Here is a 25,353-nt window from a genome sequence, read left to right as displayed (position 1 = left end):
TCATCTCATCTCGTGTTGCAGCATCTGCGAGCGCTTGCCGTGGAAATAGGCGCGCACCCAGGGATGCTCGGATTGCAGCAATTCGCGCATCGGGCCGATCGCGACGATCTTGCCGTCGGCAAGCGCGGCGACACGGTCGCAGACAGTGGTGAGGCTGGCGAGGTCATGGGTGACCATGAACACGGTCAGCCCCAGGGTCTTTTGCAGCGTCCTGATCAGCGCATCGAAATCGCCGGCGGCGATCGGATCCAGGCCGGATGTCGGCTCGTCGAGAAACAGGATCGGAGGATCGAGCGCAAGCGCGCGCGCCAGCGCGACGCGCTTGGTCATGCCACCGGACAGTTCTGAGGGATATTTGTCGCCATCCTCCGGACGTAGCCCGACCATCTCGAGCTTGGCGATCGCGATCTCGTCCATCAGCTCCTGCGACAGCATGAGATTTTCGCGAAGTGGGAATTGCACGTTCTGGCGGACCGTCAACGAAGAGAAGAGTGCGCCCTGCTGAAACAGGATGCCCCATATCGTGGCCGTGCTTCGGTCATGCGTACCACTGATCGGCTGCCCCATGATCTCGATGGTGCCGCTACGGCGCGGGATCAGGCCGATGATGGTGCGCATCAACACCGACTTGCCACCCCCGGATGCCCCTACCAGCCCCAGGATTTCGCCGCGGCGGACGTCGAGTGACAGGTGATCGAGCACGGTTTGGCGGCCGAAGCCGACTACGAGGTCACGAACCCCGATCGCAATCTCTGCATGCGGCTCGGGCATCGTCACATTCCGATCGAGGCGAAGAAGATCGCAAACAGGCCGTCGAGCACGATCACCAGGAAGATCGACTTGACCACCGACGTTGTCGTCTGCCGGCCGAGCGACTCCGCGCTGCCCTTCACCCGCAATCCTTCGCTGCAGGCGACGATTCCGATCACTAGCGCCATGAACGGCGCTTTCAGGATGCCGACCTCGAAGTGAGTGACCGAGATGGCTTCGTGCAGCCGGGCGACGTAGATTGCCGGCCCCATGTCACCGTAGAACTGGGCGACGAGGCCGCCGCCATAGAGCGCGGCAATCGATCCGATGAAGGTGAGGATTGGCAGTGCGATGACGAGCGCGGCCACCCGCGGCAGGATCAGAACGTCGACGGGATCGAGCCCCATGGTCGAGAGCGCATCGATCTCCTCGCGCATCTTCATCGAGCCGAGCTCCGCGGTATAGGCGCTTCCAGAACGTCCAGCGACCATGATGGCAACGATCAACACGCCGAGCTCACGCAGGACGAGAATGCCGACCATGTCGACGGTGTAGGACTCCGCGCCGAACCTGCGAAAATGGAAAAAGCCCTGCTGGGCAATGATGGCGCCAATCAGGAACGTGATCAGCACGACGATGGGGATCGCCTGGAACCCGATGCGGTTGAGCTGATAGACCAGCGACGTCAGCCGCAGTGAGCGGGGCCGGCGCAGAACGCCAAGCAAGGCCATGAACAAGGCGCCCAGCATTTGCAGAAAGATCGTGACATCTTCGCGGGCACCGATCGTGGCCTTGCCGAGATCGTTAAGCCTGAGCAGAATCGGGTTGAGCGCTACTACCTGTGCCGGCGTGTAGCGATTGACCTGCCGCACCTCCTCCAGCAGACCACTGAACTGATCGGCCACGCCGACGATATCGGCCGGCCGGCCGGATGCTGCGGCCTGGCGCGACAGCTTCTCCAAGACCCAGGCGCCGAGAGTATCGAGCGCGCTGATGCCGGACATGTCCAGCGTTACGGCTCTCGATTGAGAGAGCTCCGGTCCGATCGATCGGGACAGCGTTTCGAGCGCCGCTACATTTGCTGCAATCCACGGCCCCTCGGGTCGCAATTCCAGCCTATTGCCAGATGGCGCTGCGAGCAGCAGAGGTTCCGAATTCACACGCATATCCTCACGAGACGACCGGTCCCCGATGATTGATGTTCTAGGCCGGCATGAAGCGGCCCGATTGACGCAAATCAATGGCCATTGGGTCCGCTCGCATAGGCTTCCGCCATGCAATGGGAGACCACCAATGTTCGATACCGGCAGAATGAGCGATGAGCTAAAGGCCCTGAAGGTCGACGTCACACGTCTGCTGAGCACCGCCGGGGAGGACATGTTCGAGACGTCAAGGGACCGTGCCGAAGCGCTCGCCGATCAGATCAAGGCCGCTCTGGCCGAGCTCGGCGAAACCGTCAACGAGGAGCAGGAGCAGTTGCACGATCTCATCACCGAACGCCCGATGGCCTCACTCGCTTCCGCCTTTGCGCTCGGCGTAGTCGTCGGCTTCATGCTGAGGAGACACTAGGTGAATACCGAGAATGTAGTCAAACATCTGCGCGCCCTGTGGCGTACGGACAGGATCATCGCCGATATCAGGCTCCGCCACCTGCTGATCGGGCTCGGCCTGCGAGCCTTCGCGGCGCTGATCGCCGCATTCGGGCTCCTGATGCTGGAGCTGTCCGCCTATTTCGCGCTGGTCCAGATCTGGAGCGCGATCGCTGCAGCGGCCGTTCTCGGGGCCATCAATTTTGTCATCGCGGCGCTCCTCTTCATCATCGCGGGCCGTCCGCCGTCAGGCCGCGACATAGAGCTCGCCAATGAAATCCACGACACATCGATCGAGGCACTTCAAGTCGAAGCTCGCGCTTTCCAGGCCGAATTTACTGGCGCAGTCCATCATCCGCTCGGCACGATCGTTCCTGTGCTGGTGCCGCTGATCGCCATCATCGTCAAGAACATGCGAAAGCCGGCCAGAGCGCCGGCCGCAGCCACCGCGTCCGAAGTCCGCTCGTAGTCGCGAGCGTCAGAGCTTCAGCCGGACGTCGCAAATATCGGGCTCGGTCGGGTCCGGCTTCACGTCGAAGCCGAGCTGGCGGCACATCTCGAGCATCACGACGTTCTCCTTGAGCACGTCGCCCGAGATGGTCTTGAGCCCTTCCGACTTTGCATAATCGATGATCAACTGCATCAGAGCCCAGCCGAGCCCCCTGCCCTTGAGGTCGGATCGCAGCAGGATCGCGTATTCACCACACTCGTAGACCGAATCCGAGTGAATCCGTACCACGCCGACCATCTCGTTCCTCTCGTCGAATGCGATGAACGCCATGGCGCGCGCATAGTCGAGCTGGGTGAGCCGGGCGATGAACTCGTGAGTAAACTCCTTCATCGGCGCAAAGAAGCGCAGGCGGAGATCGTGGGCCGTGACGTGACGCAGGAACTCGTGAATGGTCGGCTCGTCCTCCGGGCGCAGGGGACGCACCGAAATGCGCCAGCCATCTTTGAGGGTAAAATGGCGCTCCCACTGTGACGGATAGGCGCGGACGGCGAAATTGGCGGGGCCCGTGCCTGCGAATTTCCGTTCCGGCAGCCCCACCGCGACGCGCGCATCGACGGCCGTCACACCGGTTTCGTCCGCGAGCAGCGGGTTGATATCGAGTTCGCGGATTTCGGGGATGTCCGTTGCCATTTGCGCCAACTTGACCAGAACCAAGGCGACAGCGTCTTCCTTGACGGCCGGCACGTCACGATAGGCACGTAGCAACCGCGACACGCGGGTACGATCGATCAGATCCCGGGCGAGCTGCAAATCGAGCGGCGGCAGCGCCAGCGCCTTGTCGTTGATGATCTCCACCGCCGTGCCGCCTCGGCCGAACACGACCACCGTGCCGAAAGTGGGATCGTCGGCGAGGCCCAGGATCAGCTCGCGCGCCTTTGCCTTGACGACCATCGCTTGCACGATGACGCCGTCAATGCGGGCCTCAGGCCGCAACTTCTTTGCCCGCGCAAGAATATTGGCAGCGGCCCCGCGCACCGCAGCCGGCGTGATCAGGTTGAGCACGACCCCGCCGACATCGGACTTGTGCACGATATCGCGCGACAGGATCTTGAGCACGACGGTGGCACCTTGTGCGAATATCTCCTCCGCGTAGGCGACCGCTTGCTCGACATCATTAGCCGCATAGGTCGGCACCATCGCAATGTCGTAGCACCCAAGCAGATGCTTGATCTCGACGGGCTCGAGCCATTTCCGGCCGTCGGCGATAGCCGTCGCGACGATTTGCTTCGCAGCCGCAACGTCCGGCACGAAGGTGTCGGGCATCGCCGGCGGAACCTGGCTCAGTTCGTCGACCACCTCGCGATGCCGGACCAAATGCATGAAGCCACGCACCGCGTCGTCCTCGGTTGGGTAATTCGGAATGCCGGCGCCGGACAGCATCGCAATGATCTCCTGATCGGCTCCGACCCAGGCTGCCAGCACCGGCTTGGCCCAGCTGCGGTGCTTCTCGCGATACTTGCCGACGAGCTCGGTCACGGTCGTCGCGATCTGGGCGGCCGAAGCGATCGCGGTCTGCACGTTGAGCACGAGGACTGCGTCATTGCCGGGATCCTCGAGCAGCACTTCCAGGGCAGCCGCATAACGCGAGGCGTCGGCGTCGCCGACGATGTCGACAGGATTTGCGCCGGACCAGGTCGGTGGCAGCACTGCGTCCAGCTTCTGGCGCGTATCCGGTGTCATGGGAGCGGGGATTCCGCCGAGGTCCGCCAGCCGGTCGATCGCCAGGACACCGATGCCGCCACCATTGGTCAGAATTGCCAGGCGCTTTCCCGCCGGCGATCCGATGCGGCCGAGCGTCTCGGCACAATCGAACAGCTCACGTAGATCAGACACCCGAAGGACGCCGGCGCGGCGGAAGGCGGCATCATAGACCGCGTCCGCGCCCGCCAGCGCGCCCGTATGTGTGGCGGCAGCCTTCGCACCCTGCGCCAGCCGGCCGGACTTCACGACGACGACGGGCTTCACCCGCGCAGCCGCGCGCGCCGCCGACATGAACTTGCGCGCGTCCTTGACGGCCTCGATGTAGAGCAGGATGGCACGCGTCTTGTGGTCCATCGCGAAATAGTCGAGCAAGTCCGCGATGTCGACGTCGATCTGGTCGCCGATCGTAACGATGCCCGAGAAGCCGACGCCACGCTGCGCGGCCCAATCCACCATGCCGGCCGCGATCGCGCCCGATTGCGAGATCAGCGCGAGGGTTCCCGCTCCCGGCATGTGCGCGGCGAAACTGGCATTGAGGCTTACACTTGGCATCATGATGCCAAGGCAATTGGGACCGATCAGCCGCATGCCGTATTTGCGCGCGGTTGCGATGGCGGTTTCCTCGAGCGATTCCGGTCCATGACCGAGTCCTGCCGAGACGATCAGAGCGCCGGCCGAGCCGCGACGCCCGGCCTGATCGATGATATCGGGAACCTGACCCGCCGGCGCCGTAATGACAACGAGTTCAGGTACGAAGGGCAATTGAGCCAGGCTGCTCACCGCGGCCATCCCGCCGATTTCGGCATGACGCGCGTTCACCAGGCCGAACTGCCCTTTGAAGGCGGACTTGCGAACGTTTTCCAGGACCGCGCGTCCCACGGACGCTTGGCGGGGGCTCGCCCCGACGAGTGCTACTGACTGTGGCGATAACAGGTTTTTCAGGCGGTAGGTCGACATGGTCACAATCGTCCGATCGGGCAACGGGTCCGGCAGAAACCAACCCGGATAGCAGTTGGAAACGCACCTAGTGCGACATCATCACCCAGCACGGTGGCTGGCCAATGACGGTCTTGGTCACACCGCCCCAGACGATCTCATTCATGCGCGAGTGATGATAGGCGCCCATGACGATGGCGTCGACGGCGTGGGACTGCGCCCAAGCTCCCAACACCTTGCCGATCGAGCTTCCGCTGCTCTTCACAGTTTCGAACGACGCATAAACCCCATGTTCCCTGAGGTGGTGGACGAGACTGAGGCCCGATTGTGCGATCGCCTCGGTCTTGTCCTCCGCCACGGTCACCACACGGACCGTAGCAGCTGCCTGAATAATCGGCAGAGCGTCGCCAACCGCGCGCGCGGCGCGCGCCGAATGGTCCCAGGCGATCACGACATGCTCGAATTCCGCACGCAGCGCCTCCGCATGCTGCTCCGGACAGAGCAGCAGCGGCCGGCCGGATTCAAACAGGAATGATTCAACGATGCTTTCGGTTCGGCTGTCGTGAGCCTTTACCGGGATCAGGCTGAGATCGCTGAAGCGTGCGTGCTCCGCCAGCGTCGATGCGATCTGGTCCGCCGGCACCTTGCCCGATCGGCTTTGAGCACGCGTACCGGTGCGCGAGGCCGCGTTGGTGAATGCATCCAGGAGCTGCTGCATATCCTCGGCCTCGCACACCACGCCGAGTTCGGTGGACTGCGGGTCATCAGGAAGCACCACCTTCGGGCGCACGAAAACGTCGTCCTCCAGCGCAAGCCCGGTGATTCTGGCGCCGAGGTCAGCGGCAACGGCGACACATTTCTCAATTGCGGCGAGCGCTGGCCCACTCGGCTGGCCGACAAGCGGCAAAAAGACGTCCTTGATGGCCATCGGGATTCTCCTCGCCAGCCAAAATAGGCCGCTTTTCGTCAGGTCCCTTGATTCTCGTCAAGGCGGGGAACGCCACCCGGCGCAGCGACGTCAGGCGTTGAGCAAAGTCAAGGACTGGCTGCTCGGTCACTCTATGGGTATTCAGTCGGAGCGGTTCGCCCCGGAGAGACTTATGCGTGCGATGGTGTTACCGGCCCCACGAGCGCGGCTCCGAATGGAGGAGCGGCCCGACCCAGTTCCCGGCGATGGCCAGATCCGGGTGAAGATAAGCGCTTGCGGGGTATGCCGGACCGACCTGCATGTCGTCGACGCCGAGTTACCTGATATTCGCTATCCGATCGTGCCTGGCCATGAGATCATTGGAAGGGTCGACCTCGTTGGTCCTAATGTTGCAACCCACGCGCTTGGCGACCGGATCGGCATTCCCTGGCTTGGCTTCACATGCGGAGAATGCCGATTCTGCCGGCAAGGCATGGAAAATCTGTGCGACGCACCGCTGTTCACCGGCTATACGCGTGACGGCGGCTACGCAACGCACACCATCGCCGACGCCCGCTATGCATTTCCACTCGAGGAAGGCGACGATGACGTGGAGATCGCTCCTTTGCTGTGCGCGGGACTGATTGGATGGCGCTCGCTGGTGCTGGCTGGTCCCGCGGAGAGACTCGGCCTCTACGGTTTTGGTGCGGCCGGCCATATCGTCGCACAAGTCGCAATCTGGCAGCGACGATCTGTCTATGCATTCACGCGGCGCGGCGATCACGCCGCTCAAGACCTCGCGCGACGTCTCGGTGCCGTCTGGGCGGGAGCTTCCGACGAAATGCCTGCCGAGCCGCTCGACGCCGCCATTATCTACGCACCAGCCGGCGAACTCGTTCCGGCTGCGTTGCGCGCCGTCCGAAAAGGCGGTCGCGTGGTGTGCGCCGGCATCCACATGACTGACATCCCGAGCTTTCCCTACGATCTGCTCTGGGAGGAGCGGCAGTTGGTCTCGGTCGCCAATCTGACCCGGCAGGACGGCCTGGATTTTCTCAAGGTGGCACCACAAGCGGGTGTACGCACCGAGACGAAGGCATTTCCGCTGGATCAAGCCAACGAGGTTCTGGGCATGCTGCGGAACGGTCAGATCCTGGGCGCGGCCGTCCTGACCCCCTGAGGTGCTTCGAATGTCTGCTTCGTTGGAAAATCAAACAACGATCCAGGAACGGATCTTTCAGACACTGGCTGGACATCCGGGCGTGACGCGGATCGATACGCACGGCGCCTCGGTTTTTCTCGACGGCGATCGCGCATTGAAGATCAAGCGAGCCGTGCGGTTTCCTTTCCTCGACTATTCCAACCTTGAGAAGCGCAAGGCAGCCTGCGAAGATGAAATCCGGATCAACCGGCCATTGGCGCCGCAGATCTATCACGGTGTTGTCGCGATCACCGAGGAGTTGGACGGATCGGTGAAGGTCAACGGCCGCGGCCGTCCGATCGAATACGCCGTCGACATGTCGCGTTTCGACGAGAGCCAAACGCTGGACCATCTGGCGCAGGCGCGAAAGTTCGATGCGGATCTTGCATCAGCCATTGCCGGCGCAATCGCGGCATCGCACGCGGCGGCGACGCCTGGCGACGGCAAGGCTTGGATTTCCTCGATTCCTGTCCTGATCGACGGCAACAGCGCGGGCTTGCGGAATGGCAATCACCTCCAGGGCGCGGACATCGAACAACTCGCGCAGGCATCGCACGCAGCATTCCTGCGCGCCCGTCCGTTGCTTGACGAACGCGGCCGCCAAGGCTTCGTACGCCGATGCCACGGCGATCTGCACCTCGCGAATATCGTGTTGATTGATCAGCGGCCGGTGTTGTTCGATGCCATCGAATTCGATGCACAGATGGCGACGACTGACGTGCTCTACGATCTCGCCTTCACGCTGATGGATCTGCTGCGGTACGATCAGTCGCTCGCCGCAAACGTTGTCCTGAACCGGTATCTTGCCGCGACGCCGTCCGAAAACCTCGATGCACTAGGCGCACTGCCGCTGTTCATGTCGATTCGCGCCGCGGTCCGCGCCCAGGTGGCCTTGGCACGGCTGAAGGCACCACATTCCGATGATGCCGGCATCCTTGACGCGGCGCGCCGCTATTTTGACCTTGCCCGGACGCTGATCCAGCCTGCCGCTCCTCGACTGATCGCGGTGGGCGGCCTGTCAGGCACCGGCAAGACGGTTTTGGCAGCGGCGCTCGCGCCATCAGTCGCGCCGCAGCCGGGGGCCGTTGTGTTGCGCAGCGACGTCATTCGCAAGCAGATATTTGGGGTGGCCGACACGGACCGGCTGCCACCATCGGCCTACACGCCCGAGTTGGCAGAGCGGGTCTACACCACGTTGGCCGAGCGCGCCCGCCATGTGCTGGTCCAACGCCATTCGGTAATCATTGACGGCGTGTTCGCCCGCGATGTCGAGCGAGACGCCGTCGCCACACTGGCTCAAGATTGCAACGTGCCTCTCACGGGACTCTTCCTGGTCGCGGATTTAGCAACCCGGCAGGCCCGAATCGGTGGTCGCCACGGCGACGCCTCCGATGCCACGCAAGAGGTTGCCGCATTGCAAGAGCGTTATAAGATCGGCCTTGTCGAGTGGGCACGCATCGATGCATCCGGGACACAAGCGCAGACGCTCCAGAGCTGCCAGGACGAGATCGCTGAAAGCAACTAGGGCAATCTGATTGGCGCGGGCTAGGATGGCGCGACCCACCACGAATTCGACGGCGGCCAGCCCTGTCACGCCCGGGGGGAGCCGCAATGCGCGGCCGGGCCGTCTTAGCGCCGGTATGGCCTGCGATACGGCCTTTCGGATCATCGCCCGCCGTCATCTCGCCGCCGTCCTCGCCCAGCACGACGGCACATGCCGTGGCGATCCGGAAGCCTTGCACCAGATCCGGATCGCCTTGACCCATCTGCGGACCGCGATTCGCTTCTTTTCGCCCATGGTCGACGATGCACTACGCCCCAAAGTCTGGGCCGAATTGAAATGGCTGAACAGCCAACTCGGCCTGGTGCGAGACCTCGACGTCGCCATCGAACGCGTGGTCGCCGAGACTGGCGACGAACTGGCCTTGGTCGCCGAGCTCCAACACTGGGAAGAAAAGCGTGCCGAAAGTCATCGCCTGCTGGCCCGCACGCTGCAATCGGCGCGCTATCGCCGTCTGGTCGAGCAGACCTCGAGCTGGATCGAGAGCGGACCCTGGTCAACCAGGCGCAGCAAACAGGCCATCACACTTCGCCGCTGTCCGCTCGCCGACCACGCCATGGCGCAACTGACCGATTGGGAAACGACGCTGCTGAGGAAGGCCCGAAAACTGCGCAGGCTCGATTACGAGAAACGGCACAAGCTGCGGATTCTCAACAAACGACTGACCTATTCGATCGAGTCGCTGGAGGATCTGTTCGCCGAGAAGTCGCTGAAGAAGCAGAAGGCGATCCTGAAGCAATTGCGCAGAGCGCAAAAGTCCCTTGGCCGGCTGAACGATGATGCACGCGGTCAGACGCTGGCCGCGTCGTTGAATGAGGCTGTTCCCACGGCAACCATTCGTTTTCTCGACCCCAAACGAGAAAAGAAGCTGCTGCGAACGGCTTCGACGTCCTATCGCAAACTCGACAAGACCAAGCCCCTCCGCCTCTCCGACCTCAGTCCGGATCCCGAGCCGGAGAATTAAGTGCGGACGTAGTCGCCCGGCGCATCGGGAAGGCCATCAATGTCGCCAAGCCCGATCGGCGGCGGATCGCAAGGCTCGCCGGATTTCGAAATGAGCCAGCGGGTCCATTCCGGCCACCACGATCCCTCGACATGCGGCGCCAGCTTCAGCCATTCATCCGGGCCGACATAGGGTGCGTCAGCAGCCTTGGTCATAACCTGATAGCTGTGCCCGGCCTCGTTGGGCGGCGCGACGACGCCCGCATTGTGGCCGCCACTGGTCAACAGGAAGGTCAGATCGGCATCGACCTGGTAGTGGAGCTTGTGCACTGAGCGCCACGGCGCCACGTGATCGGTGAGCGTGCCGACCACGAACATCGGGATGTGAATGTCGGACAGAGAAATGTTTCTGCCTTCAACACGATAACGTCCCTCGGCCAGATCATTGTTGAGGAATAGCTTTCGCAGGTATTCCGAATGCATCCGATACGGCAGCCGCGTCGCGTCGGCGTTCCAGGCCATCAGGTCGTTCGGCGCAGAGGCCTCGCCCATCAGGTAGTCATGCGACAACCGCGACCAGATCAGATCATTCGAACGCAGCAGCGCGAACGCGCCCGCCATCTGAGCCGTATCGAGGTAGCCTCGCTGCCACATCACGTCTTCGAGAAACGCAACCTGGCTTTCGTTGATGAAGAGTGTCAGCTCGCCTGCCTCGGTGAAGTCAGTTTGCGCGGCCAGTAGATTGACAGTGCCGAGACGATCATCGCCGTCGCGCGCCATTGCGGCGGCAGCGATCGACAGCAAGGTGCCGCCGAGACAATAGCCGAGCGCGTGAATCTTCTGTGCCGGCACGATCCGGGCGATCACATCCAGCGCGGCCACCACGCCCAGCTTGCGATAGTCGTCGAACGCAACATCCCGATCTCTCGCGTCCGGATTGCGCCAGGAGATCGCGAAGACTGTAAAGCCCTGATCGGTGAGATATTTGACCAGCGAGTTCTGCGGCGACAGATCGAGGATATAGTATTTCATGATCCAGGCCGGCACGATCAGGATCGGCTCGGGGCGCACCTGCGTCGTGGTGGGATGATACTGGATCAGCTCGATGAGCTCGTTGCGGTAGATGACCTTGCCGGGCGACACCGCAACCGTCTTGCCGACGACGAACTGCTCGTCTCCGGGTTTCGCGGCCGAAAGCATCCGCATCAAGTCGCCGCACCAGTTCTGTCCGCCGAAGACGAAATTCTCGCCGCCGCTCTGAAACGCCTTCTCCAGCACCTGCGGGTTGGTCATCGCGAAATTCGACGGTGCCAGCATGTCGAGCATCTGACGCACGGAGAATTCGACGATGGCCTCGTTCGCGCGCGAGACGCCGCGCACGCCCGTCGTGGCATCGTGCCACCAGCGCTCTCCGAGCAGAAACGCCTGCGCAAGGATATTGAACGGCGGGGTCTCCCATTGCGGCGCCCTGAAGCGGCGATCCCGTCCCTCCGGCCGGATCACCGACCAGGGCTTTTGCACGGGCGAGGTCGCGTGCGCGGCAGCTTCCAGCAAACGGCCGGTGTCACGAACGGCGCTCTCGGCAATCTCCATTCGACGCTGCGGCGCTCCTGCAAGATGGCAGCTCCAATCGAGCCAGGCGAGCAGCAAGGCTGTCGGCGAGACTCCACCCGTGAACCGAGCGAGCAAAGCGTGGAACGTGCGGTCGAGCAAGTACGGCTCCGGCTCCAGCGTGACGGCCAATTTCTCCGCGCTTGGCTCGATTTTCGTGACTGACCGGGCGACGTCCACAACCGGGTCGATGGAGGCCGCCGGCTGTTCGGGCAGAGGAAGGATTTGCACAACGTTCATGGAATTCCCGTGCGCTGCTGATCGCATGTGGCAGCAGCATATGGCAGCCTCCTTTGGAGACGTTGAGCTGCATCAATTCTGAGGCCGGTCACAATCGCTTAATCGCAAGAACCGGCTTCGTCCGCTTGACCTGCGTCAAACGCCCCCTCGGGGCCTGATTTAGATTGCGCCATCGAAATTCGACAAGCCAGCGGAGCATTCCATGCGCGCCCACCAGATCATGACCCGGTCGGTTATCTCGGTCACGCCCGACACCAGCATCGTCGAGGCCGCAAACATCATGCTGAAGCGTCACGTCAGCGGTCTCACCGTAGTCGACGATCGAGGCAAGCTGGTCGGCGTGGTCTCGGAAGGCGACTTCATCCGCCGCAGCGAGATCGGCACCGGGCGCAAGCGCGGTCGTTGGCTGAGGTTCATCCTCGGCCCCGGCACATCGGCCAGCGACTTCGTCCACGAGCACGGTCGCAAGGTTGCCGAGGTGATGACCACATCGCTTGTCACCATCACGGAGGACACCGCGCTCGCCGAGATCGTCGAGCTCATGGAACGGAACAACGTGAAACGCTTGCCGGTGGTTCGCGGCGACAAGGTGGTTGGCATCGTGTCACGCGCCAACCTGCTGCAAGCCGTTGCGGGCCTCGCGCGCGAGGTGCCCGACCCGACCGCTGACGATGATCACATCCGCAGTCGCATCATCGACGCGATGGAGAAGAACGACTGGTGCCCGTTCGGGCTGAACGTGATCGTGCGCGATGGCATCGTTCATCTCAGCGGCGTCATTACCGAGGAACGCTCGCGGCAGGCTGCGGTCGTGGCAGCGGAGAATGTCGAGGGCGTGAAGAAGGTGCACGACCATCTGTGCTGGGTCGACACCATGTCGGGCGTCTACCTGAATTCGCCCGAGGACGATGAGCTCGCCAAAGCAAGCTGAGCGCCAGAAGCGACTTAGCGAGGGATGACGGCGGTGGCTTCGATCTCGACGCGCGCCGCCTTCTCGACGAGACGGACGACCTGGACCAGCGCCATCGCGGGATAATGCGCACCGAAGATGGCGCGATAGATCTGGCCGAGTTCCTTCAGGTTTGTCAGATATTCGTCCATGTCGACGACGTACCAGGTCAGACGCACCAGGTGCTCGGGCCGCGCACCGCCCTCCGCCAAAATCTCAGCGATATTTAGCAGCGTCTGGCGCACTTGAGCGACAAAGCCGTCCGCAAGGCGCTCTTGCGCATCCCAGCCGATCACGCCGCCCGTGACGACAAGGCGCCCGTCGGAAGCCATGCCATTGGCGTAGCCCTTCGGCATCGGCCAGCCGGAGGGCTGGAGCACCTTCGCTCTCGGGCTGGCGTCATCGGCGGCGACGGTCGGCAGCCTCGCAAGCTGTGGACCTTTCGGCGTTGTCACGGACAATTCTCGATCCTCATCTCATTCAGCCGCGACGCCTGAGGACGTCGCAGCTGCCTGCGCCAATTGGCGCAGGGCAAAGCGCTTCAGTTTACCGGTCTCGGTCTTCGGCAGCTGCGTCACGAACTCGATCGCGCGCGGATATTTGTATGGTGCGATCTCGCGTTTGACATGCTCCTGCAACTCGGCTGCCAGTTTTGCGTCCGGTGTCACGCCGGGCGCTGCAATGACATAGGCCTTCACAATCATCCCGCGCGCCTCGTCGGGTGCGCCGACGACGCCGCACTCGACGACGGACGGATGCGTGAGCAGCGCCGCCTCGACGTCAGTGCCTGCAATGTTGTAGCCGGCGGAAACGATCATGTCGTCGGAGCGAGACTGATACCAGAAATAGCCGTCGCTATCCATCAGATAGGTGTCGCCAGTGATATTCCAGCCATTCTGGACGTATTTGCGCTGACGTTCGTCGGCGAGATAGCGGCATCCGGTCGGTCCGCGCACGGCGAGCTTCCCCATCGTGCCCGGCGGCAAATCATTGCCGTCGTCATCGACGATCTTGGCCTCGTAGCCCGGCACAGGCTTGCCTGTCGCGCCGGGGCGAATTTCCTCCTCGGTCGCGCTGATGAAGATGTGCAGGAGCTCCGTCGAGCCAATGCCGTCCATCAGCTTGATGCCGGTAGCCTTCAGCCAGGCATCGAAGGTCGGCTTGGGCAACGTTTCACCCGCGGAGACGCACTTTCGCAACGATGAAATGTCGCGGCCGGGGAGCTTGCTGATCATCGCACGGTATGCGGTCGGCGCGGTGAAGCAGACTGTGGTCTTGTATTGCTCGATTGCCGTCAGCATGTCATCGGGCGTCGTCTTCTCGAGAACGACGAAGGAGGCGCCGATGTGCATTGGAAACAGCACGCCGCCGAAGCCGAAGGTGAAGGCGAGCGGCGCCGAGCCGACGAAACGGTCCTTCTGCTCGGCCCGCAAGATGTTGCGCGCGTAGGCGTCGCACACAGCCAGCATGTCCCGATGGAAATGCATGGTACCCTTGGGATCGCCGGTTGTGCCGGACGTGAATGCGATCAGGCAGATATCGTCGGAGGCCGTATCGACTGCCCTAAACTCGGGGCCCGCATCCGCAATCAGTGCTTCGAGCGAGTCGGGAGCGCCATTGCCCCAATAGACCACGCGCTTGAGTCCGGGCGCAGCCTCCTTCGCCTTCTCCATCTCGTCGGAGAGTTTTCCATCGCAGAGCGCAAGCGTAATCTCCGCCTTCTGGATTGGATAGGACAGTTCCTTTGCGCGCAGCAAGGGCATCGTCGCCACGCAAATGCCGCCGGCCTTGATCACCGCAAGATAAGTCGCGACCATCATTGGGCTGTTGGCTGAGCGCAGGAGCACGCGTCCCCCGGTTACAAGGCCGAGCTTGTCGACCAACACATTGGCTATACGGTTCACCAACGCCTGCAGTTCGCGATAAGTGTAGCTGACAGTCGGACTGATGACGCAGGGCGCCTCGCCATCCCCCTGCTCGACCCAGCGGTCGAGAAAATAGCTGACGCAGTTCAGTCGCGACGGATATTGCAGCTCCGGCCGCGTGAAGATGAATTCCGGCCAGAGCTCGGGCGGCGGCAGATGCTGCCGCGCGAACGTGTCGACATGGGCGGTCGCAGCGTTTGCGTCATGCGAGCCCGAGACTTGAACCTTGGCGGCGTTGGCCATCGCACGCTCCTTTGCGCATGGAAAGCACCCGGCAGCACTCACTGAAAAACATTTTAGGCTTAAAACAATTCCGCGCAATAGCGGATTTTGGGCGTGCCCATGCATTTCGTGCGGCAAAGTGGGATTGGCGACCTCGGCGCGCGCCTAGGGCCGGCGACGCGCGGCCGATTTCTGCGCCGAGGCCTTGGTCCTGGCCAGGAGCCGCATCAGCTCGCGCACCTCTTTTGGCGTCAGATCGGCGAAGAGATCGGCGATCCAGGTCTCATGTTCCGCAGCCATTCGGCGGAATTCGGCGCGACCGAGCTTTGTGAGGCGGATGACCTGGACGCGGCGGTCGGTCTCCGAGGTGCGGCGGTCAAGATGGCCGGATTCCACGAGGCGCTCAACGAGCCCGGTGACGTTGCCGTTGGACACCATCATGCGCTTGGAGACGTCCGACAGCGTCATGCCGTCCGGCGCCTTGTCGAGCTGCGCCATCAAGTCGAAACGGGGCAGCGTGACGTCAAAGCGCTGCCGCAGGCGGCCGCGAACCTCCCCCTCGATCAGGGTGGTGCAGGTCAGCAGGCGCAACCACAGCCGCAGCTCATCGGCATGGTCCTCCGGCGTTTCGACAGCCTTGGTCTCGGAATCGAGCATCTCGATGCAGTCATTCACGGCCGGCAGTGGCGCCGGCACGGATTCCCCAACGTTTTGAGCTTCAAATAAATCCAGGCCGGCCGCAAGCCCAAAGCTGCAACAATCGACTGCACGCGTATTTCTTTAGGCTTAAAACAATTGGCGCGCGGCTTGCATGCACCGCTGCCCGCAAGATGGTGATGCCCTAAGCTTGCTTGCCGCGGCAGCCATCATCGGCATAAGCTCGGTTCGAAGTACGGGGCTTGTAGCGCAGGCCCGATCTACGGGGGACAGATCATGAAGACGCAAATGACCTTGGCTGCAGCCGCCTTGCTGCTCGGCACCGTGACGAGCCCTGCCCTAGCCGAGGAAAAGATCAAGCTCGGAGTGATCGTAACGCTATCGGGACCTGCCGCCGCGCTTGGCCAGCAGGTCCGCGATGGCTTTTCGCTCGCGGTCAAAGATCTCGGCAGCAAGATGGGCGGTCGTGATATCGAAGTGGTCGTTGTCGATGATGAGTTGAAGCCCGACGCTGCCGTGACCAAGGTCAAGGGCCTGCTCGAGCGCGACAAGGTCGACTTCGTCGTCGGACCGATCTTCTCCAACGTCCTGCAGGCAATCCACCGGCCGGTCACGGAATCCAAGACATTCCTGATCAGTCCCAATGCCGGCCCGTCGACCTTCGCGGGCAAGGATTGCAACCCATTCTTCTATGTGACGTCGTATCAGAACGATCAGGTGCACGAAATCCTCGGCAAAGTCGCGCAGGATCGCGGCTACAAGCGGATGTACCTGATGGTGCCGAACTATCAGGCTGGCAAGGATTCGGTCGCCGGCTTCAAGCTCGACTACAAGGGCGAGATCGTCGAAGAGTCCTACATGCCCCTGAACACGCTGGATTTCCAGCCGGAGCTTTCCAAGATCGCCTCGCAGAAGCCCGACGCACTGTTCACGTTCATGCCGGGCGGCCTCGGCGTCAATCTCGTCAAACAGTACAAGCAGGCAGGCCTCGCCGACAGTATTCCAGTGCTGTCGGCCTTCACGGTGGATGAATCGACCCTGCCCGCCCAACAGGACGCGGCCGTCGGCATGTTCGGCGGCGCGAACTGGGCGCCCAATCTCGACAATCCCCAGAACAAGAAATTCGTTGCGGCCTATGAGGCCGCCTATAATAGCGTACCCGGGACTTACGCCATGCAGGGTTATGACGCCGCAATGCTGATCGACAGCGCCGTCAAGAATGTAAAGGGCGATCTCTCCAACAAGGACGCCGTCGCGGCTGCGCTGAAGAAGGCAAACTTCACGTCCCTGCGCGGATCGTTCAAATTCAACACCAACGGCTATCCGATCCAGGACTTCTATCTGACCAAAGTCGCCAAGCGTCCGGACGGCAAGTTCCAGACCGAGATCGTCCAGAAGGTTTTTGAGAATTACGGCGACCGCTATGCCAAGGATTGCAAGGCGAACTAAGATCGCGGGTCGCGTTAATGGAGAACTGCAATGAAGAGCGAAATCACGGGCATCACGCGGGCCAATGAGGGGATCCAAGGCATCTCCTGGAACATCCTCGGCCAGACCTATGTGCCTAAGAGTTGCGCCGAGAACAGCTTCTCCTGGCACGCCACGCTGCCGCCAGGTACGTTCGTGCCGCCGCACATCCACCCCGATCAGGATGAGTATCTCTACATGCTGGAGGGCAAGCTTGACTTCGTGCTCGGCAATTCGGAGGCGCAGGCGACCCCCGGCGATCTGATCCGGCTCGGCATGGGCGTGCCACACGGCATCTTCAACAAGTCGGACCAGACCGCAAAGGTGCTGTTCTGGGTCTCGCCGACCAAAAAGCTGTTCGACCTGTTCTGGGGCCTTCACAACATGAAGGAGCAGAAGCCGGAGGACGTGGTGGCCATGGCTGCCGAGTTCAACATCCACTTCCTGCCGCCGCCGCCCGGTGCCGGCTAGCGACCATTTAAGCGCGTACTGCTGCGAGCCCTGGGACTGCGGCGAATCCCGCCTTCGTCGCGTAGCCACGCACGATGGCCTCGCGCTGCGAATAGCTCAGCACGTTATCGACATTGTCAAAACCATCGGGCGCGAGCTGCTCGACGGCGTCGATGACGCCCTCCGGGCCGCCGCGCCTGTTGGAGCGGACGATATCCGCTGTCATCGGCAGTCGCTTCTTTTCGTATTCCATTAGCGCCTGTCGCGGATGCTCGGCGCGCACCAGCGCGTCGGCGAGGCAGCGCGCATCCAGGATCGCCTGCGAGGCTCCATTGGAACCCACCGGATACATGGGATGTGCGGCATCCCCGAGCAGCGTGACGCGACCCGACGACCAATAGGGCAAGGGATCGCGATCGCAGGTCGGATATTCGTAGAATTCGGGCGTGGCCGAGATCAGGCTCCTCACGTCGATGTAAGGCACGGAGAAGCGCGCGACATGCGGCATCAGCTCCTCGCGCCGACCCGGGCGCGACCAGTCTTCTTTCCGTGGGGGCGGCGCGTTGCCCTCGCCCACTTTCACCAGCACCGCCCAATTGGTGAGACGGCTGGCTGAGCTCGAACCCTCCGCGATCGGATAGATCACCACCTTGGCATTGAGGCCACCGGCGACGATCATCGACTTGCCCGTAAGAAACAGCGGCCAGTCACGCGCGCCGCGCCACAGCATCAGGCCGTTCCAGCACGGCGGCCCCTCGTTCGGAAACAGCGTTTCGCGGACACGTGAATGGATTCCGTCGGCGCCGATCAGCAGGTCGCCGCGCGCGGTGTGGATGTGGGCGCCGGTGCGGTCGAAGAAATAGGCGGTGACACCACCCTCGTCCTGCGTGAAGGCGCCGAGGCGGCAACCGGTGTGGATGGTATCCGCCCCAAGCCGCTCCTCGACGGCGCGATGGATGACCCCCTGAAGACGGCCGCGGTGAATCGAGAATTGCGGCACGTCGTGGCCGGCGTCGATGCCGCGGGCTTCGCGCCAGACCTCTTGGCCGTGGCGGTTGAGATAGTAGAGCTGGTCGGTGCGGATCGCGACCTCGTCGAGCCTCTGCAGCAGGCCGAGACTGGCAAGCTCGCGCATGGCGTGCGGAAGCGTGTTGATGCCGACGCCGAGCTCGCGGATCGTATCGGACTGCTCGAAAATCTCGCATCCGAGGCCACGGGCTCGCAGCATCAAAGCCGTGGTGAGACCACCGATACCACCGCCGACGATAATCGCCTTCATCGCCCTCAACTCCACTCGATACACGCCAGGCAATGGGGTTAGGGTCGCACGGGCGGTCACTCCGCCGCAAGCGGCTTTGTCGCCTCCGCCTTGAGCTCGGCCCGGGTCTTGGGCTTAGCCTTAATGCGTAGCTCCTCGAGATCCTGCCGGTCGCGGACGCTATTGCGGAAAATCTGCTCCTTTCCGGGCAGATATTGCGGCGGGCAGAACGCCTCGTCTGCGCCGTACCAGGCCGCCGCCTTCATGGTGAAGAAAGGGTCGACCAGATGTGGCCGCCCGAGCGCAACCAGGTCGGCCCGGCCGGCCGCCAGAATGGTGTTGGCCTGATCCGCTGTTGTGATGTTGCCGACACACATGGTCGCCACTCGCGCCTCATTGCGGACCTGATCAGCAAAGGGCGTCTGGAACATGCGCCCGTAGACCGGCTGCGCATCGCGTACCGTCTGGCCGGTCGACACGTCGACCAGATCGACGCCGGCCTCGGCGAAGGCCCGCGCAATGGCAACTGCGTCGTCACCAGTAATGCCGCCATCCGCCCAGTCAGTCGCGGAAATGCGCACCGACATCGGCTTGTGCTTGGGCCACACGGCCCGCAGCGCCTCGAAAATCTCGAGCGGGAAGCGCAGCCGGCTTTCGAGAGAGCCGCCATATTCGTCGGTACGCGTGTTCGTCAGTGGCGAGATGAAGCTCGCGAGCAAATAGCCGTGGGCGCAATGCAGCTCGAGCATGTCAAAGCCACAGCGCTCGCCGCGCTCGGCCGCCGCGACGAAAGAGTTTCTCACCGCGTTCATGCCGGCGCGATCAAGCTCGCGCGGCACCCGGCTGTCAGGGAAATAGGGCAGCGGCGATGCCGAGACCACGTCCCAGCCGCCTTCGTCCAGCGGGCGGTCGATGCCGTCCCACATCAGCTTGGTCGCGCCCTTGCGGCCGGCGTGCCCGAGTTGCAGGCAGATCTTCGCAGCGGAGTTAGCATGGACGAAATCGACGATGCGGCGCCATGCCGTCTCCTGCTCGTCGTTCCACAAGCCGGCGCATCCGGGTGTAATTCGCGCGTCGCGACTGACGCAGGTCATCTCTGTGAAGATCAGGCCGGCGCCACCTATCGCACGCGAGCCGTAATGCACCAGATGGAAGTCGGTCGGCACGCCTTCCTTTGCCGAGTACATGCACATCGGCGACATCACGGCGCGGTTGGCAATTTCCATCGCACGCAGGCGGAACGGCTGGAACAGCGGCACCATCGGCTTGTCTGTGCTGACGTCGAAGCCGTTGGCTTGAAGTTGCTTGGCAAACGACTTTTCGACCTCGGCCACGAAATCGGGCGCACGGAGCTTCAGATTGTCGTAGGTGATCGCCTTCGACCGCGTCATCACGCCAAAGGCGAATTGCACGGGATCGAAATCCCAGAAACGGTCGACGTGCTCGAACCAGACCAGCGAGACGTCGGCAGCGTGCTGGGTCTTCTCGACCTCCTCGCGGCGGCCGTGCTCGTAGATATCCAGCGCGGCTTCGATGCTGGGAGCCTTCGCCATTGCCTCGGCCAGCGCGATCGCATCCTCCATCGCGAGCTTGGTCCCGGAACCGATCGAGAAATGCGCGCTCGCCTTGGCGTCGCCGAGCAGCACCATGTTGTCCTTGACCCACCGCTTGCTGCGGATCATCGGAAAGTTGCGCCACATCGAGCGATTGGTGAGCAGCTTGTGTCCATCAAGGAACCAGCCGAAGATCTCGGCCATCCGTGCGGCGGACTGGGTCTCGTTCAGCCCCGTCAATCCTGCGCGTTCGAACGTGTCTGGATCGGTCTCAAAGATCCAGGTCGAATGGCCGGCTTCATATTGGTAGGCGTGAGCGATGAAGGGTCCCCACTCCGTCTCCTGGAAGACGAAAGTGAAAGCATCGAGCGGCCTGGTCGAGCCCATCCATGCGAACTTGTTGGCGCGGAGGTCGACTTCCGGCTGGAAGTGCTCGGCATATTTGTCGCGGAAACGGCTGTTGACGCCATCGGCGAGCAGGATGAGATCGGCATCGGCAAAGCGCGACTCCTCCTCAATGTCCACTTCGAAATGCAGGCCGACACCCAGCTCGCGTGCACGCTCCTGCAGGATCAGGAGCAATTTTTGCCGCGAGCAACCGCAAAAGCCATTGCCGCCGACTCGGTGCACCGTGCCGCGAAAATGGACCGCGATATCGTCCCAGTACGCGAATTCCTGGGTGATGCGATGGTAGCTCGGAAGATCGTGCTTCTCGAAATTGTCGAGCGTAGCGTCCGAGAACACCACACCAAAGCCAAACGTGTCATCCGCGCGGTTGCGCTCATACACGGTGATGTCGGCGCTCGGGCGCTGCTTCTTCAGCAGGATCGCTGCGTAAAGACCTGCAGGTCCACCGCCGATGATCGCGACTTTCATTGGAGCCTCGTCAATTCACCCGGCCATGAAAACTATTTTAAGCCTAAAATAATTTCTGGCAAGCCCCCCTTTTGCCGCGGCGGCGGCCACAAGCCGCCCTTCAATCGCCCCTGAAGTCCGGCTTGACCTTGTTGGCGAAAGCCTCGAAGGCGCGCTCGAAATCGGCTGTCGTCATGCACAAGGCCTGAGCAACCGCCTCCGCTTCGATTGCCTCCTCGACCGACATCGCCCATTCCATCGCCAGCATCCGCTTGGTCATGGTGTTGGCGAAATTCGGCCCTTCCGCCACCTGTTTAGCGAGCAGTTGCGCTTGAGGCAGCACCTGCTCCGGCGTCACGATGCGGCTGAAGAATCCCCACCGCTCGCCCTCCTCGGCTGTCATGAACCGACCCGTGTACAGGAGCTCGGATGCGCGGGACTGGCCGATGATCCGCGGCAGGATTGCGCAGGCGCCCATGTCGCAGCCGGCAAGCCCTACCTTGTTGAACAGGAACGCCACCTTGGCTCCGCTCGCGGCGAGCCGCATGTCGGACGCCATGGCGATGATCGCGCCGGCGCCGGCGCAGATGCCCTCGACCGCCGCCATGATCGGCTGCGGACAGGCCCGCATCGCTTTGACGAGGTCGCCGGTCATACGTGTGAACGCCGTCAGCCCCTTGGTATCCATCTTCACCAGCGGGCCGATGATCTCGAACACATCGCCGCCGGATGAAAAATTGCCGCCGGCACCGGTGACCACGATCGACTTGACTGCATCGTCGAAGGCGCAAGCGCGGAAGAAATCCGTCAGCTCGCGATAGCTCTCGAACGTCAGCGGATTCTTCCGTTCCGGACGATTGAGCGTTATGGTCGCAATGCCATCGACCACGGCCAGCAGGAAGTGTTGCGGCGAATAATCCGCGAGCGGCACGGTGACTGGATTGGCTGGTCTGCTCATACGATCTCCTTAGCTTCCTTGGTCCGCGCCTGCGCAACGCGCTAGATTTCGCCACCGGCGACTGCAATCGCCTGACCAGTGATCGCTCCAGCGTCCTCGCTGCACAGCCAGAGGACCGCATTCGCTACCTCTCGTGGCGTGATCAGGCGGCCTTGCGGATTGTGCTTGGCGAGCTCGGCGATCGCCTGCTCGCGGGTTCGTCCGGTCTTCTTCATGATGTTGTCGATGCTGCCGGCAACCAGATCAGTGTCGGTGAAGCCGGGGCACACCGCATTCACGGTGACGTTACTGCCGGCCATCTCGAGAGCCAGCGAACGCACGAGACCGATCACGGCGTGCTTCGCCGCCGCGTACGCGCTTACATAGGCATAGCCTTTGAGCCCGGCCGTCGATGCAATGGCGACGACGCGCCCATACGGGCGATCCTTCATCCCGGGCAGCACAGCGCGGGCGGCATGGACAACACCCATGAAATTGACGTCCATCATGCGCGCAAAAAGAGCACTGTCCGATTTCGCAAATGGGGCGGACTCGGCGGTGCCGGCGTTGGCGATCAGGATATCGACCGGCTTTCGTGCGTGGGCTTCGGCGACCGCTGCGTTCAGCGCAGTTTCGTCCGAAACATCGGCAACAGCTGCATAGTGCGCGCCGCCCGCGTTGACAGCCTCTTTGAGAGGAGCAGCGCTGCGGCCGAGCACTGTCACAGTGGCACCAGCCCCGACAAGGGACGTCGCAATCGCGCGGCCGATGCCGCGGCCTCCCCCGGTCACCAGCGCGTGCGCCGAATGCGGCAACCCGGACATGCGCCTGCTCCCTGGTTCTGCTGATCGTTCCCTCGATATATTTTAACCTTCAAGTTTTTGCAACGAAAGCGCCGTTCGACGCTGCGAATGCCGTATGCGGGAGACCGGCCCGAAAATTGCTTTAAGTATAAAATTATGCCTTTTCATCCCCTGCAGGCCTGTTAGCATCGCCTGGCCAAGCAAAAGGATGTCGCGTGTCGCAGCCTGCGCCAATGACAACAAAAGACGGGCGTTTCGCCTATGAAGCCGCGGGCAAGCCGGGCGCAGCACCCTTGATTTTCCTGCATGGGATTGGCGGCGCAGCACGGGCCTGGCGGCTGCAGCTCGCTACATTTGGCGACCGTTTCCACGCGATTGCGTGGGACATGCCCGGCTATGGCCGCTCGGCGCCGCTCGCACGTGTGAGCATCGCTGCCTTGGCAGATGCACTCCAGCAATTCATCGAACAGATCGGCGCGGCAAAGCCCATTCTGGTCGGCCATTCCATTGGCGGGATGATCGTCCAGAAATGGTTGACGCAATCGCCGAAACTCGTCCGCGCCGTTGTCCTCGCGCAAACCAGCCCGGCGTTCGGGAAGGCCGATGGCGAGTGGCAGAAATCGTTCATTGAAGCGCGGCTTGGCCCGCTCAATCGCGGCGAGACGATGAAGTCGCTCGCACCTTCCCTGGTGAAGGAGCTCGTCGGCGATGATCCGGATCCCAAGGGAATGGAGCTTGCGCGCGAGTGCATGGCAAGCGTGCCCGAAGCAAGCTATCGCGCCATGATGCTCGCCTTGATCGGCTTCGATCAGCGCAGCACGCTCAAGGACATTTCCGTGCCGACCCTGCTGCTGTCCGGTTCCAAGGACAATAATGCGCCTGCGCCAATGATGGCGAAGATGGCGACCTATATTCCCGCGGCCGAATATGTCGAACTCCCCGGCGTCGGCCATCTTGCCAACCTTGAACGACCAGATGCCTTCGACAAAGCGCTCGGCAGCTTCCTCGATTCCATCGTCGCAAAACACGGATGACTGCGCCATGACCATGCAAGTCAGCAAGACCATCGGCGCAACCGACAAGGTCGTGCTCGATGCGCCGATCTTCGATCCCGTGGCCTTCCGCCTGAGCGAGGAGCAAGCCAACATCATCGCGCGGGCGCGCGAGATCGGTCAGAGCGTCTTCGCCGGCCGCGCCGCGGCTTACGATCGCGAGGCCGTGTTCCCGACCGAGAACTATCGTGACCTTCATCGCGCCGGTCTGCTCGGCATCGCTGTCCCCAAGAAGCACGGCGGGCTGGGCGCGAATTACCAGACCTATGCGCTGGCCGCCGCGGAGATCGGCCGCTATTGCGGCGCAACCGCGCTGACATGGAACATGCATGTCTGCTCGACGCTGTGGTCCGGGCCTCTGGCCGATGACCTCGATATGGACGCGAAGAGTCGCGCCGAGCATGAGCGGCGGCGTGCCATCCATTGCAAGCGCATCGTCGCAGATGGCGCAATCTACTCGCAGCCCTTTTCCGAGGGCGGCGCGGCAGCGGCCGGCGGCGCTGCCTTCGGCACGGAGGCAAAGCCTGTCGACGGCGGCTGGATCGTCAACGGCAAGAAGATCTTTGCATCGCTGTCCGGCCACGCCGACTATTACGGGGTGCTCTGCACCGAGATCGAGGAAGGCGAGAAGGCCTCGCGCCGCAATACGCTTTACCTCGCGATATCAGCGAAGTCGCAAGGCGTTTCCGTCGTCGGCGATTGGGATCCGCTCGGCATGCGCGGAACGGTCTCGCGAACGCTACTGTTCAAGGACGTGTTCGTGCCTGAGGATTCCGCGCTGATGCCGCGCGGGGTTTATTTCCAGGCCGCAATGCGCTGGCCACACATGTTCCTGACCCTGTCGCCAACCTATATGGGCCTCGCACAAGCCGCTTACGACTTCACGGTGCGTTATCTGCGCGGGGAGGTGCCGGGCATGCCACCGGTTAAGCGCCGAATGTACCCGACCAAGCAGATCGCGGTGGCGCAGATGCAGATCAAGCTGGAGCAGATCAAGGCGATCTGGTTCCAGGCCGTCACCGAGGCGCGCGCCAATCCGAGCAAGGAGCAAGTGCTGCGCGCCTATGCTGCGCAATATTCGGTGATGGAAGGCGCCAATGAGCTCGCCGCACTTGCGATCCGCACCTGCGGCGGACAGGCGATGCTCCGCTCCCTGCCGCTCGAGCGCATCTATCGCGACAGCCGCTGCGGCTCGCTGATGCTGCCCTGGACGGCGGAGCTCTGCCTCGACCGGATCGGTCGCGAGGCGCTATACGAGGCCGGCGAAACGGACGATTGA

General features: G+C 62.6%; 22 protein-coding genes. 10 read left to right on the top strand and 12 right to left on the bottom strand.

Going from position 1 to position 25,353, the window contains the following annotated elements; translation table 11 throughout:
- Complete coding sequence (locus tag BM374_RS28630) at window positions 1-771, bottom strand: ABC transporter ATP-binding protein (RefSeq protein ID WP_177248587.1); 771 nt, start codon at window positions 769-771, stop codon at window positions 1-3.
- A gap of 2 nt (window positions 772-773) precedes the next feature.
- The gene (locus BM374_RS28625) at window positions 774-1,910 is read right to left on the bottom strand and encodes an ABC transporter permease (RefSeq protein ID WP_092300566.1); all 1,137 of its coding nucleotides are present in this window, start codon (window positions 1,908-1,910) and stop codon (window positions 774-776) included.
- 133 nt (window positions 1,911-2,043) lie between these two features.
- Here BM374_RS28625 and BM374_RS28620 point away from each other — a divergent pair, with 133 nt between their 5' ends.
- Together BM374_RS28620 and BM374_RS28615 are read left to right on the top strand one after the other, a co-directional pair.
- Entirely contained in the window at window positions 2,044-2,319 is a 276-nt protein-coding gene (locus BM374_RS28620) for a hypothetical protein (protein WP_092300231.1), read from the top strand.
- Entirely contained in the window at window positions 2,320-2,808 is a 489-nt protein-coding gene (locus BM374_RS28615) for a phage holin family protein (protein WP_092300228.1), read from the top strand.
- A 9-nt stretch (window positions 2,809-2,817) separates the two neighbouring features.
- Here BM374_RS28615 and BM374_RS28610 read toward each other — a convergent pair whose 3' ends face one another.
- Together BM374_RS28610 and BM374_RS28605 are read right to left on the bottom strand one after the other, a co-directional pair.
- Window positions 2,818-5,508 (bottom strand): bifunctional acetate--CoA ligase family protein/GNAT family N-acetyltransferase, encoded by a 2,691-nt coding sequence (locus tag BM374_RS28610; RefSeq protein ID WP_092300225.1) that lies wholly within the window; start codon window positions 5,506-5,508, stop codon window positions 2,818-2,820.
- A gap of 67 nt (window positions 5,509-5,575) precedes the next feature.
- A complete protein-coding gene (locus BM374_RS28605) occupies window positions 5,576-6,415 on the bottom strand; it encodes a universal stress protein (RefSeq protein ID WP_092300222.1) in 840 nt (279 codons plus the stop codon).
- A gap of 172 nt (window positions 6,416-6,587) precedes the next feature.
- On the opposite strand from BM374_RS28605, the gene BM374_RS28600 reads away from it, so the two are divergent.
- From BM374_RS28600 to BM374_RS28590, 3 genes are read left to right on the top strand one after another with little or no spacing between them, the layout of a single operon-like run.
- Window positions 6,588-7,571, top strand: a complete 984-nt coding sequence (locus BM374_RS28600; RefSeq protein ID WP_092300219.1) for a zinc-dependent alcohol dehydrogenase family protein — start codon at window positions 6,588-6,590, stop codon at window positions 7,569-7,571.
- A gap of 10 nt (window positions 7,572-7,581) precedes the next feature.
- Window positions 7,582-9,117 (top strand): bifunctional aminoglycoside phosphotransferase/ATP-binding protein, encoded by a 1,536-nt coding sequence (locus tag BM374_RS28595; RefSeq protein ID WP_092300217.1) that lies wholly within the window; start codon window positions 7,582-7,584, stop codon window positions 9,115-9,117.
- A gap of 25 nt (window positions 9,118-9,142) precedes the next feature.
- Complete coding sequence (locus tag BM374_RS28590; protein ID WP_092300214.1) at window positions 9,143-10,117, top strand: CHAD domain-containing protein; 975 nt, start codon at window positions 9,143-9,145, stop codon at window positions 10,115-10,117.
- Here BM374_RS28590 and BM374_RS28585 read toward each other — a convergent pair.
- On the bottom strand, window positions 10,114-11,946 hold the full coding sequence (locus BM374_RS28585) for a PHA/PHB synthase family protein (RefSeq protein ID WP_092300211.1): 1,833 nt from the start codon (window positions 11,944-11,946) through the stop codon (window positions 10,114-10,116). The genes BM374_RS28590 and BM374_RS28585 overlap by 4 nt on opposite strands.
- Before the next feature lie 202 nt (window positions 11,947-12,148).
- Between BM374_RS28585 and BM374_RS28580 the strand changes: the two genes are divergently transcribed.
- The gene (locus tag BM374_RS28580; RefSeq protein WP_092300208.1) at window positions 12,149-12,877 is read left to right on the top strand and encodes a CBS domain-containing protein; all 729 of its coding nucleotides are present in this window, start codon (window positions 12,149-12,151) and stop codon (window positions 12,875-12,877) included.
- A 14-nt stretch (window positions 12,878-12,891) separates the two neighbouring features.
- On the opposite strand, the gene BM374_RS28575 is transcribed toward BM374_RS28580, so the two are convergent.
- The 3 genes from BM374_RS28575 to BM374_RS28565 all read right to left on the bottom strand — a co-directional run bounded on the left by BM374_RS28575 (window position 12,892) and on the right by BM374_RS28565 (window position 15,699).
- The gene (locus tag BM374_RS28575) at window positions 12,892-13,350 is read right to left on the bottom strand and encodes a RidA family protein (RefSeq protein ID WP_092300563.1); all 459 of its coding nucleotides are present in this window, start codon (window positions 13,348-13,350) and stop codon (window positions 12,892-12,894) included.
- 21 nt (window positions 13,351-13,371) lie between these two features.
- A complete protein-coding gene (locus tag BM374_RS28570; RefSeq protein ID WP_092300205.1) occupies window positions 13,372-15,063 on the bottom strand; it encodes a benzoate-CoA ligase family protein in 1,692 nt (563 codons plus the stop codon).
- Window positions 15,064-15,207: 144 nt separating this feature from the next.
- On the bottom strand, window positions 15,208-15,699 hold the full coding sequence (locus tag BM374_RS28565; protein WP_092300560.1) for a MarR family winged helix-turn-helix transcriptional regulator: 492 nt from the start codon (window positions 15,697-15,699) through the stop codon (window positions 15,208-15,210).
- A gap of 276 nt (window positions 15,700-15,975) precedes the next feature.
- Between BM374_RS28565 and BM374_RS28560 the strand changes: the two genes are divergently transcribed.
- Together BM374_RS28560 and BM374_RS28555 are read left to right on the top strand one after the other, a co-directional pair.
- Window positions 15,976-17,148, top strand: coding sequence for an ABC transporter substrate-binding protein (locus BM374_RS28560; protein ID WP_092300201.1), 1,173 nt, complete (start codon window positions 15,976-15,978; stop codon window positions 17,146-17,148).
- A gap of 30 nt (window positions 17,149-17,178) precedes the next feature.
- Window positions 17,179-17,637, top strand: a complete 459-nt coding sequence (locus BM374_RS28555) for a cupin domain-containing protein (protein WP_092300198.1) — start codon at window positions 17,179-17,181, stop codon at window positions 17,635-17,637.
- Between the two features lie 7 nt (window positions 17,638-17,644).
- Here BM374_RS28555 and BM374_RS28550 read toward each other — a convergent pair whose 3' ends face one another.
- The 4 genes from BM374_RS28550 to BM374_RS28535 all read right to left on the bottom strand — a co-directional run bounded on the left by BM374_RS28550 (window position 17,645) and on the right by BM374_RS28535 (window position 23,043).
- The gene (locus BM374_RS28550) at window positions 17,645-18,895 is read right to left on the bottom strand and encodes a flavin-dependent oxidoreductase (RefSeq protein ID WP_092300195.1); all 1,251 of its coding nucleotides are present in this window, start codon (window positions 18,893-18,895) and stop codon (window positions 17,645-17,647) included.
- 56 nt (window positions 18,896-18,951) lie between these two features.
- The gene (locus BM374_RS28545) at window positions 18,952-21,303 is read right to left on the bottom strand and encodes a bifunctional salicylyl-CoA 5-hydroxylase/oxidoreductase (protein WP_092300192.1); all 2,352 of its coding nucleotides are present in this window, start codon (window positions 21,301-21,303) and stop codon (window positions 18,952-18,954) included.
- 100 nt (window positions 21,304-21,403) lie between these two features.
- Window positions 21,404-22,240 (bottom strand): enoyl-CoA hydratase family protein, encoded by an 837-nt coding sequence (locus tag BM374_RS28540; protein ID WP_092300188.1) that lies wholly within the window; start codon window positions 22,238-22,240, stop codon window positions 21,404-21,406.
- 41 nt (window positions 22,241-22,281) lie between these two features.
- Window positions 22,282-23,043, bottom strand: a complete 762-nt coding sequence (locus tag BM374_RS28535; RefSeq protein WP_092300184.1) for an SDR family NAD(P)-dependent oxidoreductase — start codon at window positions 23,041-23,043, stop codon at window positions 22,282-22,284.
- 212 nt (window positions 23,044-23,255) lie between these two features.
- On the opposite strand from BM374_RS28535, the gene BM374_RS28530 reads away from it, so the two are divergent.
- On the top strand, window positions 23,256-24,056 hold the full coding sequence (locus BM374_RS28530; RefSeq protein WP_244552715.1) for an alpha/beta fold hydrolase: 801 nt from the start codon (window positions 23,256-23,258) through the stop codon (window positions 24,054-24,056).
- Between the two features lie 7 nt (window positions 24,057-24,063).
- Window positions 24,064-25,353, top strand: a complete 1,290-nt coding sequence (locus BM374_RS28525; RefSeq protein ID WP_092300178.1) for an acyl-CoA dehydrogenase family protein — start codon at window positions 24,064-24,066, stop codon at window positions 25,351-25,353.

It is taken from the genome of Bradyrhizobium sp. Ghvi (assembly GCF_900115265.1).
GTDB lineage: Bacteria > Pseudomonadota > Alphaproteobacteria > Rhizobiales > Xanthobacteraceae > Bradyrhizobium.
This window is presented reverse-complemented; position numbering and strand designations above follow the sequence as displayed.

Bases quoted from the DNA above. Each gene is read 5' to 3' on its own strand.
- BM374_RS28630 (WP_177248587.1), bottom strand. From the start codon at position 771: ATGCCCGAGCCGCATGCAGAGATTGCGATCGGGGTTCGTGACCTCGTA.
- BM374_RS28620 (WP_092300231.1), top strand. From the start codon at position 2,044: ATGTTCGATACCGGCAGAATGAGCGATGAGCTAAAGGCCCTGAAGGTC.
- BM374_RS28610 (WP_092300225.1), bottom strand. From the start codon at position 5,508: ATGTCGACCTACCGCCTGAAAAACCTGTTATCGCCACAGTCAGTAGCA.
- BM374_RS28605 (WP_092300222.1), bottom strand. From the start codon at position 6,415: ATGGCCATCAAGGACGTCTTTTTGCCGCTTGTCGGCCAGCCGAGTGGG.
- BM374_RS28600 (WP_092300219.1), top strand. From the start codon at position 6,588: ATGCGTGCGATGGTGTTACCGGCCCCACGAGCGCGGCTCCGAATGGAG.
- BM374_RS28595 (WP_092300217.1), top strand. From the start codon at position 7,582: ATGTCTGCTTCGTTGGAAAATCAAACAACGATCCAGGAACGGATCTTT.
- BM374_RS28590 (WP_092300214.1), top strand. From the start codon at position 9,143: ATGGCGCGACCCACCACGAATTCGACGGCGGCCAGCCCTGTCACGCCC.
- BM374_RS28585 (WP_092300211.1), bottom strand. From the start codon at position 11,946: ATGAACGTTGTGCAAATCCTTCCTCTGCCCGAACAGCCGGCGGCCTCC.
- BM374_RS28580 (WP_092300208.1), top strand. From the start codon at position 12,149: ATGCGCGCCCACCAGATCATGACCCGGTCGGTTATCTCGGTCACGCCC.
- BM374_RS28570 (WP_092300205.1), bottom strand. From the start codon at position 15,063: ATGGCCAACGCCGCCAAGGTTCAAGTCTCGGGCTCGCATGACGCAAAC.
- BM374_RS28565 (WP_092300560.1), bottom strand. From the start codon at position 15,699: ATGCTCGATTCCGAGACCAAGGCTGTCGAAACGCCGGAGGACCATGCC.
- BM374_RS28560 (WP_092300201.1), top strand. From the start codon at position 15,976: ATGAAGACGCAAATGACCTTGGCTGCAGCCGCCTTGCTGCTCGGCACC.
- BM374_RS28555 (WP_092300198.1), top strand. From the start codon at position 17,179: ATGAAGAGCGAAATCACGGGCATCACGCGGGCCAATGAGGGGATCCAA.
- BM374_RS28550 (WP_092300195.1), bottom strand. From the start codon at position 18,895: ATGAAGGCGATTATCGTCGGCGGTGGTATCGGTGGTCTCACCACGGCT.
- BM374_RS28545 (WP_092300192.1), bottom strand. From the start codon at position 21,303: ATGAAAGTCGCGATCATCGGCGGTGGACCTGCAGGTCTTTACGCAGCG.
- BM374_RS28540 (WP_092300188.1), bottom strand. From the start codon at position 22,240: ATGAGCAGACCAGCCAATCCAGTCACCGTGCCGCTCGCGGATTATTCG.
- BM374_RS28535 (WP_092300184.1), bottom strand. From the start codon at position 23,043: ATGTCCGGGTTGCCGCATTCGGCGCACGCGCTGGTGACCGGGGGAGGC.
- BM374_RS28530 (WP_244552715.1), top strand. From the start codon at position 23,256: ATGACAACAAAAGACGGGCGTTTCGCCTATGAAGCCGCGGGCAAGCCG.
- BM374_RS28525 (WP_092300178.1), top strand. From the start codon at position 24,064: ATGACCATGCAAGTCAGCAAGACCATCGGCGCAACCGACAAGGTCGTG.